Origin of the sequence: uncultured Marinococcus sp., from assembly GCF_947493875.1 — a bacterium.
Classification (GTDB): Bacteria; Bacillota; Bacilli; order Bacillales; family Marinococcaceae; genus Marinococcus.
The window spans coordinates 411,723-424,910 of sequence record NZ_CANLSU010000001.1 but is presented as its reverse complement, the minus strand read 5'-3'; the positions used below and the strand labels follow the sequence as shown (position 1 = coordinate 424,910).

General features: G+C 52.1%; 13 protein-coding genes. All 13 read right to left on the bottom strand.

Annotated features, from left to right (window positions below):
- Nucleotides 1–8: 8 nt before the first annotated feature.
- Complete coding sequence (locus Q0757_RS02100) at nt 9–1,097, bottom strand: carbamoyl phosphate synthase small subunit (protein WP_298784226.1); 1,089 nt, start codon at nt 1,095–1,097, stop codon at nt 9–11.
- Nucleotides 1,094–2,377, bottom strand: a complete 1,284-nt coding sequence (locus Q0757_RS02095) for a dihydroorotase (protein WP_298784224.1) — start codon at nt 2,375–2,377, stop codon at nt 1,094–1,096. Before Q0757_RS02095 ends, Q0757_RS02100 begins: the two co-directional genes overlap by 4 nt.
- Entirely contained in the window at nt 2,374–3,306 is a 933-nt protein-coding gene (locus Q0757_RS02090; protein ID WP_298784222.1) for an aspartate carbamoyltransferase catalytic subunit, read from the bottom strand. Before Q0757_RS02090 ends, Q0757_RS02095 begins: the two co-directional genes overlap by 4 nt.
- Before the next feature lie 167 nt (nt 3,307–3,473).
- Nucleotides 3,474–4,805, bottom strand: coding sequence for a solute carrier family 23 protein (locus Q0757_RS02085; protein WP_298784219.1), 1,332 nt, complete (start codon nt 4,803–4,805; stop codon nt 3,474–3,476).
- 92 nt (nt 4,806–4,897) lie between these two features.
- Complete coding sequence (gene pyrR, locus Q0757_RS02080) at nt 4,898–5,440, bottom strand: bifunctional pyr operon transcriptional regulator/uracil phosphoribosyltransferase PyrR (protein WP_298784504.1); 543 nt, start codon at nt 5,438–5,440, stop codon at nt 4,898–4,900.
- Nucleotides 5,441–5,653: 213 nt separating this feature from the next.
- Nucleotides 5,654–6,556 carry an RluA family pseudouridine synthase gene (locus tag Q0757_RS02075; protein WP_298784217.1) on the bottom strand — a complete coding sequence of 301 codons (903 nt, stop codon included), beginning with the start codon at nt 6,554–6,556 and terminating at the stop codon, nt 5,654–5,656.
- Complete coding sequence (lspA, locus tag Q0757_RS02070) at nt 6,537–7,034, bottom strand: signal peptidase II (protein WP_298784215.1); 498 nt, start codon at nt 7,032–7,034, stop codon at nt 6,537–6,539. The genes Q0757_RS02075 and lspA overlap by 20 nt, the downstream gene beginning before the upstream one ends.
- A gap of 150 nt (nt 7,035–7,184) precedes the next feature.
- On the bottom strand, nt 7,185–9,959 hold the full coding sequence (gene ileS / locus Q0757_RS02065) for an isoleucine--tRNA ligase (RefSeq protein ID WP_298784214.1): 2,775 nt from the start codon (nt 9,957–9,959) through the stop codon (nt 7,185–7,187).
- Between the two features lie 328 nt (nt 9,960–10,287).
- Nucleotides 10,288–10,800, bottom strand: a complete 513-nt coding sequence (locus Q0757_RS02060) for a DivIVA domain-containing protein (RefSeq protein WP_298784212.1) — start codon at nt 10,798–10,800, stop codon at nt 10,288–10,290.
- A gap of 109 nt (nt 10,801–10,909) precedes the next feature.
- A complete protein-coding gene (locus tag Q0757_RS02055; RefSeq protein WP_298784210.1) occupies nt 10,910–11,698 on the bottom strand; it encodes an RNA-binding protein in 789 nt (262 codons plus the stop codon).
- A 16-nt stretch (nt 11,699–11,714) separates the two neighbouring features.
- Nucleotides 11,715–11,987: a YggT family protein gene (locus Q0757_RS02050; protein ID WP_298784208.1), complete on the bottom strand. Its 273-nt coding sequence runs from the start codon at nt 11,985–11,987 to the stop codon at nt 11,715–11,717.
- 17 nt (nt 11,988–12,004) lie between these two features.
- Nucleotides 12,005–12,433: a cell division protein SepF gene (locus Q0757_RS02045; RefSeq protein WP_298784206.1), complete on the bottom strand. Its 429-nt coding sequence runs from the start codon at nt 12,431–12,433 to the stop codon at nt 12,005–12,007.
- A gap of 59 nt (nt 12,434–12,492) precedes the next feature.
- Nucleotides 12,493–13,170, bottom strand: coding sequence for a YggS family pyridoxal phosphate-dependent enzyme (locus Q0757_RS02040; protein ID WP_298784204.1), 678 nt, complete (start codon nt 13,168–13,170; stop codon nt 12,493–12,495).
- Nucleotides 13,171–13,188: the final 18 nt, after the last annotated feature.

Genomic DNA, 13,188 nt, shown 5'->3' with positions numbered 1-13,188 from the left:
CTCCCCTTTTACATTCGAGTAGGTACTTTTTCGTAGCGGTTCATTAAGCGGACAAACTGGTCGAACAAGTCGTTGGCATCGCTCGGTCCCGGGCAGGCCTCCGGATGATACTGGACACTGAAGGCCGGATACTCCCGGTGTTCGACGCCTTCCACCGTGCCGTCGTTAACGTTGACGTGTGTCAGTATAAGGTCTGTGCCCATCAGGGAATCCCGGTCCACAGTATAGCCGTGGTTCTGGGAGGTTATATCCACCCGGCCGGTTTTCACCTGCTTGACCGGATGGTTCCCCCCGCGGTGGCCGAACTTGAGCTTCGACGAGGTGGCCCCGCAGGCTAGACTCAGCAGCTGATGGCCGAGACATATCCCAAATACCGGCACTTCACCGATCAGACCGCGCAGCGTCTCCACGGCCTCCGGTACGTCTTCGGGGTCCCCGGGGCCGTTACTTAGCATTACTCCGTCCGGGTTCAGGGCGAGCACTTCCTTCGCTGTGGCGTTGTATGGAAGCACAAACACATCGCAGCCGCGGCTGAGCAGATTCCGGGTAATACCATGCTTGGCCCCGTAATCCATCAAAACGACCCGTTTGCCGTTGCCCGGTGCGTGGTAGGCATTTTTCGTACTGACCCTGGACACCTGGTCCCGGGGGTCGAGCCACTGCTGCAGCTCCCGGACGATTTCCTCTTCTTCCGCTTCTTCTGCGCACAGTCTGCCCCGCAGCGTGCCGGCCGTCCGGATCATTTTCGTCAGACGTCTTGTATCAATGCCGCACAGACCAGGAATATCTTTTTCATGCAGCCATTCGCTGAGTGTTCCGATGCTTCGGAAATTGCTTGGATGCGATGCCGCTTCCTTGACGATCACTCCACCGGCAGAGGGGTGCATCGTTTCGAAGTCATCCCGGTTAATGCCGTAGTTGCCGATCAGCGGATACGTCAGCGTCACCAGCTGATCGCAGTAGGACGGATCGGATAAAATCTCCTGATAACCGGTCATGCCGGTGTTGAATACGACTTCCCCTACCGTTTCCCGTTCGCTTCCAATGCCTTCTCCGTGAAAAACCGCTCCATTTTCCAGTATTAATTTGCGCTTCATTGCTGCACCTCTTCCTTTTCATACACTGTCTGTCCGTCTACGATCGTGAGTACCGGCCAGCCTTTCAGCTTCCAGCCGGTAAACGGCGTGTTTTTTCCTTTTGATACAAACTGCGCAGGGTCAACTGTTTCTTCGTGCTCGAGGTCAATGAGCGTCAGATCTGCAGCAGCACCGGGGGCAAGCGTGCCGGCACCAAGTCCGAACACCCGGGCCGGCTGCTCCGTCATTGAGGCGAGCAGATACTCCAGCGTACATACTTCGTTTAAAACCAGTTCGTTATATAAAAGCGGAAAGGCCGTTTCAAATCCCGTAATTCCAAACGGGGCTTCGCCTATAGGCCGTGCTTTTTCTTCCGCCGCGTGGGGCGCATGGTCGGTCGCTATAAAATCAATGGTGCCGTCGAGCCAGGCTTCAAGCAGTGCCTGCCGGTCACCGCGGGACCGCAGCGGCGGGTTCATTTTATAGTTCGTGTCCACCTCCGGTATGTCGTCTTCGCTCAGCAGCAGATGATGCGGCGTCACTTCAGCTGTTACATGGATGCCGGCACGCTTGGCATCGCGGATCAGCCGCACGGATTCCTTCGTGCTCACGTGACACACGTGATAATGGCAGCCGGCCGCTTCAGCAAGCAGAATATCGCGGGCGATATGAACCGATTCAGCTACCGCCGGTATGCCCTTTAGTCCGTTCTTTTCCGCAAACCTGCCGGCGTGCACGCTGCCGCCGTATACGAGCGTATTTTCTTCACAGTGCGCCACCACCGGCATATCGACCGCTGCTGCTTCGAGCATGGCTTCGTACATGACAGAGGCGTCCTGAACGCCCACTCCGTCATCTGTAAACGCAAAGGCCCCGTGCTCTTTCAGTACTTTCATGTTCGTACGTCCGGTTCCCTGCTGTTTTTCCGTAATCGAGGCGTAGGGAAGAACACGCACAACAGCCGTCGCTTCGATGCGTTCATATAGCAGATCAAGCTTTCCTGCGGAGTCCGGTACCGGGTGCGTATTTGGCATCGGACAAACGGTGGTGAATCCGCCTTTGGCCGCCGCCTTTGTACCTGAATAGATCGTTTCTTTATGCTCGCCTCCCGGCTCACGAAGATGCACATGCACATCGACCAGACCCGGGCTGAGCAGCCGCCCTTTTGCATCGAGCACCACTTCAGCTTCCTCCGGCGCCCGGCCTATGTCCTGGATACGCCCGTTTTCAATCAGTACATCCTTCGGTCCAATGATTTCCCCGGAGGTAAACACCTGCGCATTGATAATCCATCCGTTCATTTCCAATCTCCTCCTTTAGCCTGTCTTAATACGTGATCAAGCACAGCCATACGAATAAACACACCGTTTGTCATCTGCTTAAAGATTCTTGAGCGGCTGCCCTCCACGAGCGAGTCCGCGATTTCCACACCCCGGTTGATTGGGGCAGGGTGCATAATAATGCTTTTGTCCTTCATGCGCTGCGCCCGTTCTATAGTGAGTCCGTATGCTTCGTGATAATCGTCCGGGCCGGCTATCAGCTGAACAGTATGCCGTTCATGCTGAATGCGGAGCATCATCATGACGTCCGCCACCTCTACCGCTTCATCCATCGGAATAAAACGGCTGCTCATGGCTTCATCCATCCATTCTCTTGGTCCCGATACGTATACCTTCGCTCCGAGACGCTCCAATACCTCCACGTTTGAACGGGCGACCCGGCTGTGCCGGATATCACCGGCAATGACGACCTTCACCCCGGCAAACCGTCCAAACTCCTGCTGGATGGTCATTAAATCCAGAAAAGACTGGGTGGGGTGATGCCCGCAGCCATCCCCGCCGTTAATGATGGGAATGTTGATAAAGTCCCGCAGTTCATCAAAGTACCGCTCCTGCTCGTGACGGATAACAACTACATCCGCGCCGATGCTTTCGAGCGTGCGCACCGTATCGTACAGGCTCTCTCCCTTTTTTACGCTTGAGGTGGCAGCATCGAAATGGAGGATCCCGAGACCGAGATTCTGTTCGGCCGCTTCAAAGCTGAGCTTGGTCCGGGTGCTCGGCTCAAAAAATAAGTTCGCTGCGTACAAGGGCAGGCTTTTCCGTTCCCGGTCCGTCTCTGCGAAGGCGTTGGCCTTCGCCAGCAGCTCATGAATCTGCCGCACATCCCATTCTTCCATTGTCAGCACATGCTGGACTGATGCTGTTCTTGAAGATTTTATACTCATCATCATTTCCGCTCCTTTTTAAGCGCCTCGATCCTATATAAAAAACCCGGAGTCGGAAAGACTCCAGGTTTACGGGTATGAAGAAACGCCCCGCGCAGGATAGTCTGCTGACGGAAGTGTTTCCATGCCGTTCAACCTTGGATGTCTCTCTGTACTTCCTTAAAGGATGATCAAGCTGCCTTATTTTTTGATGTAGATGGACTGACGGATTCAAACATCGACCGGTTGCCGTAGGAATCTTCCTTCCCCGGCAGTACTGCGTGCAGCACCATACCGATGACTGTAGCAAGCGCCATGCTTGAAACTTCAAAGTATTCCCCGACTTCAATGAACGCTCCCCCGATTCCGGTCACCAGAATAACCGAGCTGATGATCAGGTTCCGCTTTATGCCGAGGTCAATGTTGTTATCAATCAGCATCCGGAGTCCGTTCGAGGCAATGATGCCAAACAGCAGAATGGAAACACCACCCATTACCGCTCCGGGAATGCTTGCTATAAAGGCCTCCACCTTTCCGATAAATCCAAAGCTGATGGCAAGTACGGCCGCTCCGCCAATCACATACACGCTGAATACGCGGGTGATGGCAAGCACTCCGATGTTTTCCCCGTACGTCGTATTCGGCGGCCCGCCGAGCACTGCGGCAAACATGGTTGCCACCCCGTCGCCCATGATGGAACGGTGCAGCCCCGGGGACTTCAGAAAGTTTTTTTCCGCTACTTTGCTTAATACAAGCTGATCGCCGATATGTTCAGCGATGGTCACCAGCGCAATTGGCGCCATGATCGCGATAACGCTCCAGCTCCAATCCGGACTGTACGTGGCAAACGGTACGGAGAAATCCGGCACCTGAATCCAGGAAGCCTCTCCGATGGCACCTGTATTTACCATACCGGCAGCAAGCGCCGTCAGGTATCCGCCGATGATGCCGAACAGCACGGGAATGATGCGGAAGAAGCCGCGGAAAAACACGGAAGCGACGATGACAATCGCAAGTGTTACGGCGGCTACGCTCATATGGCGCATTGGCTCATTGTAGTTTCCGGTGTCTGCATTGTAGTTCATCGACATTTCGATCGCTGTCGTCGCAAGACCGAGCCCGATGACCATAATGACCGGACCGACTACTACCGGCGGCAGAATGTTCATCAGCCAGCCTACCCCGGCTTTACGGATAATCAGTGCCGTAATGCCGTAAACAAGCCCCGCAGCGAGCGAGCCGAGCATGACGCCCCCCGGACCCCCGATGGATAACGCGGCAATGATCGGGAAAATAAAAGCAAATGATGACCCGAGGTAAGCCGGTATCTGTCCTTTGGTGATTGCCAGATACGCAAGTGTTCCAAGACCGCTGGAAACAAGGGCTACGGCCGGACTGAGCCCGGTGAGCGCCGGCACGAGTATTGTAGATCCGAACATGGCGAACAGATGCTGCAGGCTCAAAATCAGCCAGGTAGCGGGAGCCGGGCGGGTCTGGATATGGATATCTTCGTTATTTTTCATGATAAACCTCCATTAATATTGGCATGGAGGGAAGAAACGCTTTCGTCTCATCCCTTTTTGAACTCTCTGGTTCAAATTAAAGAGAACTCTTATTACGCAGAATGAATACTTACCTGATCTTCGCCGTCTTCTTCTGCCATATTGACAGCGATGATTTCCTCGCGGGAGGTCGGTACGTTTTTGCCAATGTAGTCCGGCCGCACGGGAAGCTCCCGGTGGCCCCGGTCCACGAGCACGGCCAGCTGAATCTGTGCCGGCCGGCCACTGTCCATCATGGCGTCCATGGCTGCCCGCACCGTCCGTCCAGTGTATAGCACGTCGTCCACCAGAATTACTGTTTTTCCGGTGATGTCTCCTGGAAGTACAGCCCCGTGCAGCTCCGGCTCCTGGCTGTTATTGTTATGGGATAAATCATCACGGTACATCGTAATGTCCACTTCGCCAATCGGAATGGCGTTTCCTTCAATCCGTTTGATATTTTCCGCGAGCCGGTTGGCAATGTAAATGCCGCGCGTTTTGATGCCGACCAGAATGCAGTCTTCCACGCCTTTATTTCGTTCAATAATTTCGTGTGACACCCTCGTCAGAGCTCTCCGGATTGCCTGTTCATCCAAAAGCACCCGTTCCAACTGCATCATCCTCCTTTATTTCATCAAAAAAGCCCCCATCCCGTAAGGATGAGAGCTTGCGGCTCCGGGCACATTCATCCGCAGGCCGGGTATTTACACATACGCCGCCCTGGGTCCTTCTGCGCTCAGACACAACCTCTTCTCAGCCTCACGGGACTGTGTTAAAAAGGCATTCGTTTTTTTCGTTATTACGTAGTATGACAGTCTTTTTCTGTGCGGTCAACTAGTTTTGTTAAGTTCGTCAATAGCGGCCTGCATCTCCTCCGGCAGCTCAGCCTCCACCTCGATCCACTCTTCACTCACAGGGTGCTCAAACCGGAGGCGGTACGCATGCAGCGCCTGGCCCGGAAGAGAGAGAGTCTTCCGGCGTCCGTATTTCGGATCAGCGGCCACCGGATGGCCAATCTGTGCAAAATGCACACGGATCTGATGCATCCGGCCGGTTTCGAGTTCACACTCCACAAACGTATATTTGTGCCACCATTGCAGCACCTGAAAATGAGTGACCGCCGGCTTGGAGTTTTCCCGCACTGCCGCCATTTTCTGACGGTCATGAGGATCACGGCCGATCGGCATATCAATTTTCCCCGTTTCGTGCGGCACCTCTCCGTGCACAATTGCTTTATATTTCCGCTCAATTTTCCGGTCCTTCATTTGAGCAGACAGCTGCTCATAAGCCTTAGGATGCTTTGCTGCTATCAGCAGGCCGGACGTATCCTTATCCAGTCGGTGAATCAGTCCTGCCCGGGCTTCGGGATGGTGCTGCCATGCCGGATAGCGGTGCAGGAGCCCGTTCATCAGTGTTCCCCGGGTATGTCCCGGCGCCGGATGCACGACCATCCCCCGTGGTTTGTAAATCACCACTACGTCGTCATCCTCGTATCGTACATCAAGATCCATTTCTTCCGGCGTCATTTCTTCATGATTATCTTCAGGTATAGTGACATCGACCCGGTCGGCGGCCTGGAGCTTGTAATTATTTTTCACGTGGCCCCCGTTAACCGTGATCCAGCCGTTTTTTACCCATTGCTGCACGACCGAACGTGACTCTTCGAGTTCATCTGTCATCAGACGGTCAATTCTTATTCCCTGCTCTTCTTCGTCAATAATTCGTGGATTCATGCGCTTCTTCCTTCTTTCGTGATCTTTCATCTAAAAACATACCGATAATCAGCCATACTACACCTACCGTCAGGGCAGCGTCTGCGACGTTGAAAATAGGATAATTGTAGGCAAACAGGTAAACATCAACAAAGTCGACGACTTCACCAAACAGCATACGGTCAATGAAATTTCCAACGGCTCCTCCAAGCACAAGAGCCAATGGAATTCCAAAAGTAAATGAGAGCGCACCATACTTCTGCATGTAATACACCACTACCGCTATTACGGCAACCGTAATGATTAAGAAAAACCAGCGCTGGCCCTGCAGTATGCCAAAGGCCGCTCCTGCGTTCCGGTGAGAGGTCAGGTACAAAAAAGACGGGATAACTTCAATGCTTTCTCCAATACGCATGGAGGCAGCTACTATGTATTTGGTTACCTGATCGAAAATAATAATCAGCGCAGCCAGCAGGTAATGCCACTTAATAATTTTCATACGGACTCTGTCATCCTCTCTTGCGGTGTGCGTTCCATCCTTAGCATTTTAGCATATATTCGCCGGGGCGAACAGCGCTCAGGGCGATCCTTCCGGCCCTTTACTTTTTATAAAAAAGAGCCCCCTTGCAGTAAAGGGGCTCAGCACGTGCTATGACTGATTGACGTTCTCTTTTTGATGCATGACCGAAGCACAGCGGCTGCAGAGATCCGGATACGCCGGGTCTTCTCCCACTGTGTCGGTAACCTCCCAGCAGCGTTCGCAGCGTTCACCTTCCGCTGCCTTTACAACGACGCTTACTTCATCAAGCTTCGCGGCTTCTGCCGGGGCCTCAGACGCTGATCCGGCAACCTCTGCCTTTGACACAATAAACAGCGTCTTTAAGCGGGTTACGCTCTGAAGCATATCTTTCACTTCGCCGTCGGCATAAATATCAACCGAGGCTTCGAGCGACTTGCCAATCACTTTTTCTCCTCTCGCTGTCTCCAGCGCCTTTAATACATCGTCCCGGACGTCCATAAGACGGTCCCACTTCCGGCGGAGCTCTTCATCCTCCGTCGAACGGTCCGCCTGCGGCATATCCGTCAGCTGTACGCTTTCAGCCTCTGTGTGAGGGATAAACTCCCACACCTCCTCGGCCGTATGCGGAATGATCGGGGCGATCATCTGCACGAGAGCTGTTAACGTGTCATAAAGCACTGTCTGCACAGCCCGGCGGCGGACGTCATCTTCATGCTCCACATAGAGTGTATCCTTGGCAATATCAAGGTAAAACGAACTCAGATCCACGGTGCAGAAATTATGGAACGTCTGATAGACATTCACGAACTGATACTCTTCATAGCCGGCACGGATTTTTGCGATTAAATCCTGCAGACGCAGATGCATATACTGATCAAGCTCGCTCCAGTCCGACGGCGCGACCCGGTGCTTCTCCGGATCAAAGTCGCTCAGGTTTCCGAGCATGAACCGGAACGTGTTACGGATCTTGCGGTACGCTTCTGCGATTTGCTTTAAAATGTTGTCTGAGAGCCGGTGATCCGCCTGGTAGTCGACACTCGAGACCCAGAGCCGGAGAATATCCGCACCGAGCTGCTTTGTGATGTCGTTTGGCGAAATGGTATTTCCGAGCGACTTGCTCATTTTTTTGCCTTCTCCGTCCATCGTAAAGCCGTGGCTCAGTACAGAGCGGTACGGTGCCTTGCCGGTAACCGCGACACTCGTTGTAAGAGAAGAGTTAAACCAGCCGCGGTACTGGTCGGAGCCTTCAAGATACATATCAGCCGGACGCTGCAGAAGCGGAGATGCCTCAAGCACTGACTGATGGGACGATCCGCTGTCAAACCACACGTCCATAATATCCATTTCTCTCGTAAAGGTGCCGTTCGGGCTGTGTTCCGACGTAAACCCGTCCGGAAGCAGATCGGCTGTGTCCCACTCAAACCATACGTTGGATCCGTGGCTGCGGAACAGTTCGGAAACGTGCTGAATAGTCTCATCGTTAATGAGCGCTTCGCCGTCCTCTGCATAAAAGACCGGAATCGGCACGCCCCAGGCACGCTGTCTCGAAATGCACCAGTCGCCCCGGTCGCGCACCATGTTGTACAGGCGCGTTTCGCCCCAGGCCGGAGTCCATGTCACCTGGCTGATTTCATCCAGAAGCTCGCCCCGGATGTTTTCGATCGATGCAAACCACTGATCGGTCGCCCGGTAAATGACCGGCTTTTTCGTTCTCCAGTCATGCGGATACGAGTGACTGAAGAAGTTCAGCTGCAGGAGCGCCCCGAGCTGATCGAGTTTATCCGTGATTGATTTATTTGCCTTATCGTAAAACAGTCCTTCAAAGCCCGGGGCCTCGTCGGTAAATACCCCTTTGTCATCTACAGGACAGAGTGTTTCCAGGCCGTACTGCTGTCCTACCACAAAGTCTTCTTCCCCGTGGCCGGGCGCTGTGTGCACGCAGCCGGTACCGGCGTCGAGCGTCACATGATCCCCGAGAATAACGAGAGAATCCCGGCCATAAATAGGGTGCTCAGCCATTACGTATTCAAGGTCGCTTCCCTTCATACGCTTTGTAATCTCATAGCCGTCCCATTCCAGCTTTTGTTCGAGCTCCTCGAGCAGTCCCTCAGCAACGACGTACTTTTCTTCATTTGCCTTCACGACGACGTAGTCAAGCTCCGGATGAACAGTGATTGCCAGGTTTGCCGGAATCGTCCAAGGGGTCGTTGTCCAGATGATAAACTTCTCATCGCCTTCGAGAACATTTTTTCCATCTTTAACCGCAAACGACACATAAATCGACGGAGAGCGCATATCGTGGTATTCGATTTCTGCTTCTGCCAGGGCCGATTCCGAGGACGGGGACCAGTAGACCGGTTTTTTGCCTTTATAAATATGGCCGCGCTTGGCCATTTCCCCGAATACCTGAATCTGCTGGGCTTCGTACTCATGATTCATCGTCACATACGGGCTTTCCCAATCCCCTCTGACCCCGAGACGTTTAAACTGCTCCCGCTGCCGGTCAATTTGTTTCTCCGCATATTCTTCACACGCGGCACGGAATTCAGCTGTTGTCATTTTTTTCCGGTCCACTTTTTTATTTTTCGTAAGCGCCGTTTCAATCGGAAGCCCGTGAACGTCCCAGCCCGGAACGTACGGTGCATGGTAGCCTGTCATCGATTTATAGCGGACAATAAAGTCCTTCAGCACTTTATTCAGCGCATGCCCCATATGGATGTCCCCGTTAGCATAGGGTGGCCCGTCGTGCAGCACAAACAGCGGGCGCCCTTCTGTGCGGGCCTGCACCTGCTCATAAATGTCCTGCTCGTTCCATGTTTTCTGGCGCTCCGGCTCTTTATTTGGCAGATTGCCGCGCATTGGAAATTTAGTTTTCGGCATTAACAGCGATTCTTTATAACTCATTTCCGCATCCTCCTCTTTTTTTACAATAAAAAGAGCCATTCCAAGCCCCCTGTGCATAGCATAGGGGCGAGAATGACTCGCGGTACCACCCTGATGAGCGCAGGAGGCTATACGGCCCCCTTCTCGTCTCTTCATTGGCAATAACGGCTTTTTTTAAGCCGCCTTAACTTACTGCTTTGTTCAGTTAAGGAACTCCAGGGTGATAACAAAAATGTCCTGGTTCTGCGCTTACACCAACCGCAGATCGCTGAGACCGGTACATTACTGCCTGCTCCCCTTCAACGTTTATCGAATATGATAATGCAAAAGTATAATCTAGTTACCGGTGTTAGTCAAGGCGTTCGCCGTCGCCGGCATAAACGTTTGCCTCAGCCGGTTCCTCCTCGGCAAGATTCTGCCATTCATCCGAATGAAGCATTTCCATTTGTGCTTCGAGCAGCATTTTGAACTTGGTCTGGTAAACAGAAGCCTGCTTTTTCAGTTCTTCAATTTCAAGCTCAATCCGTCGTGATTTGTTTAGGGCTTCGTTAATAATGCGGTCCGCATTTTTCTCCGCTTCCTGCACCTTCAGCTGTCCTTCCTTCTGGGCATTTTTCCGCACCTCTTCTGCCGATTCCTGGGCTACATAGATCGACTTATTCAGCGTCTCTTCAATGCTTGAGAAATGATTGATGCGGTCTTCGAGCTCTTTTGTGCGGTCGTACAGCTCGTCGCGTTCACGAATCACATCTTCAAAATCCTTAATCAGCTGCTTTAGAAAATCGTTTACTTCATCTTCGTCGTATCCCCGGAATCCTCTTGTGAATTCCTTATTATGAATATCCAGTGGTGTTAAAGGCAAAATCTTTCACCCTTTCTACTGTTCAAGTATGTATACTGGCCCGAAAGCCTGCTGCCTCTTTCTACATTCGCGGCGAAAAAGGCAGTTCCTTCCTTCAAAACCAAAAAGGTTATTTTTTTCTTTTTTGTTCTTTAATTCCGTACACAATCCGCTGCTTATCCTTTTTCGTGCGTCCCAGCACCTCCATCAATTTAGAGCGGCCAAGCCCGCGTACCGAAACGTAATCCCCGGGGCGGAGCATATAAGAGGACTGGTCCACCTTTTTCCAGTTCACGCGCACCTTGGCCTTTTCTATGAATGGAAGCGTTTTGCTTCTTGAAAGCCGGTATGCTTCTGCCATAAAGGTATCAAGCCGAAGCGAAGAAATGGTGGTTTCACGTTCCACCCACTGTTCTTCTATCGGCAGCATAGCGGAAAATGGTTTTTCTACAGGCGTTACCGAAACATTGGCAATTTTTGGAAGGTTCAGCTCGATATAGCTGCGGACTTCAGCAGCTGCTACGAATTGAAAGCAGCCTTCCCCCTCCAGGATATCACCGAATTTCTCCCGTTTTAACCCAATGCCCATCAAAGCCCCGAGAACATCCTTGTGTTCAAGAGAAGCAAATTTCTGCGGATAGGAGATTTCAAACAATATGAGCTGAAAATCCTCCAGCTCCGGCTGTTCGTAAAACGGATAAATTAACGCCCGTTTTCGTTCAGCATCATCGCTCCCCCCGGCAAAAGCATAGTGAACGGTTTCGTCTTTTCCGATGACCGACGCTAGAATATCCCGCTCCCGCGGATCGAGAAAATCGGTCAGCCGTCTTTCGAAGTTTGTTTCGACTGCTTCTTTCCAGTCTGACGCCTGTTCCACCCAGGCTCTTTCCTCCGGCCGGAAGTGTTCGAGCATGTTCATGTTTTATTCACCTCAATTAAAACAATGCACCGGCATTGAAAAACAGCGCCCGGATGCCTGATTCTGCAAAAAAGAGCACAATGATTGCCACGATTGGCGATATATCAAGCGGGCCGAGTGGTGGAATAAAGCGGCGGAACGGCTCCAAATATGGTTCACAGATCGAACCGATAAACTGGCCGATTGTAGATTCTCTCGCGTTTGGGAACCACGACATGAGGATGTATACAATTAACACAATCCGGTAAAGACTGATTAAACTAATCAGCAAGGAACCTATAAGCTGCATAATCTCTCTCCTTTCTTTTAATAGTGTTCATCCCGTTCTGATAAAATATCTGTAATGGCCCCTGAAATATCCACATTATCGGGCGCGCAGAAAAAGATCTGGCTGCCGACCTTCTGAATGTCTCCGCCGATGGCATAGACCGTGCCGCTTAAAAAATCTACGATACGACGCCCCTGCTCCTTCGGCACCCGCTGCAGATTAATGATCACTGCTTTTCGGCTGCACAGGTGATCGGCGATATCCTGCACTTCTTCGTAGCTGCGCGGCTCCAGAAGCATCACCTTCGAGGACTTCTGCACACTCTGCAGGCTCACCACATTGCTTGGAGATGTCCCCTGCCTGTTTTCATACTGGGCGTACTGTTCTTCTTCAGAAAGAGGGACTTCCTGTTCGACCACATCGTCGTCCATTTCAAAAAAACGCCGGAACTTCGAACGCAAACTCATCTTCTCCTCTCCTTTTTACACAGAGATACAGCTGTTTTGTTACTTAACGCCTGGTTCCTTTATTCACCTACAAGCGAAGTACCAAGACGGATATGAGTAGCGCCTTCTTCCACAGCTACCATATAATCGTTGGACATTCCCATGGATAAATACCGGCAGGGAGCGTGCGCCCAGCCTTTTTCCTGGATACGCCTGCGCAACTCATTCATCTGACGAAAAACCGGCCGGGTTTTTTCAGCGTCCTCTTCAAATGGAGCGAGTGTCATTAAACCTACGATCCGGAGGCCGGAAAGTTTCACGAGTGATTCGATAAACGGTTCCACTTCCTCTGGCGGAAGCCCTGCCTTGCTTTCTTCCCCAGAGACATTCACCTGCACAAAGCATTCGGTGACTGTTTCTCCGGAGCGCTTGTTGATTTCCTCTGCCAGACTCCAGCGGTCCAGCGAATGAATGTATGCACATTTGCCGATAATTTTTTTCGCTTTTTTGGACTGCAGGCTGCCAATAAAATGAATGTCCGCGCGGCCGGAAACAGCTTCGTATTTTTCAAGCGCTCCTTCCACACGGTTTTCCCCTAAATTGGTTATTCCGGCTTCTACTGCCTCTACCGCCCGCTCCGGGGAAACGTACTTGGTAACAGCAATGCATGTGACATCCTCCGTATCCCGGCCGGATGCTTCACAGGCGAGGCGGATGTTACGCTTTATCACTTTCCAGTTGGCTTCCACCGTGTTCAAATTGCAGCATCCTCCTGT

Bases quoted from the DNA above. Each gene is read 5' to 3' on its own strand.
- Q0757_RS02045 (WP_298784206.1), bottom strand. From the start codon at position 12,433: ATGAGTTTGCGTTCGAAGTTCCGGCGTTTTTTTGAAATGGACGACGAT.
- Q0757_RS02090 (WP_298784222.1), bottom strand. From the start codon at position 3,306: ATGATGAGTATAAAATCTTCAAGAACAGCATCAGTCCAGCATGTGCTG.
- lspA (WP_298784215.1), bottom strand. From the start codon at position 7,034: ATGAAAATTATTAAGTGGCATTACCTGCTGGCTGCGCTGATTATTATT.
- Q0757_RS02075 (WP_298784217.1), bottom strand. From the start codon at position 6,556: ATGAATCCACGAATTATTGACGAAGAAGAGCAGGGAATAAGAATTGAC.
- pyrR (WP_298784504.1), bottom strand. From the start codon at position 5,440: ATGCAGTTGGAACGGGTGCTTTTGGATGAACAGGCAATCCGGAGAGCT.
- Q0757_RS02100 (WP_298784226.1), bottom strand. From the start codon at position 1,097: ATGAAGCGCAAATTAATACTGGAAAATGGAGCGGTTTTTCACGGAGAA.
- Q0757_RS02085 (WP_298784219.1), bottom strand. From the start codon at position 4,805: ATGAAAAATAACGAAGATATCCATATCCAGACCCGCCCGGCTCCCGCT.
- Q0757_RS02095 (WP_298784224.1), bottom strand. From the start codon at position 2,377: ATGAACGGATGGATTATCAATGCGCAGGTGTTTACCTCCGGGGAAATC.
- Q0757_RS02050 (WP_298784208.1), bottom strand. From the start codon at position 11,987: ATGCAGCTTATAGGTTCCTTGCTGATTAGTTTAATCAGTCTTTACCGG.
- ileS (WP_298784214.1), bottom strand. From the start codon at position 9,959: ATGAGTTATAAAGAATCGCTGTTAATGCCGAAAACTAAATTTCCAATG.
- Q0757_RS02055 (WP_298784210.1), bottom strand. From the start codon at position 11,698: ATGAACATGCTCGAACACTTCCGGCCGGAGGAAAGAGCCTGGGTGGAA.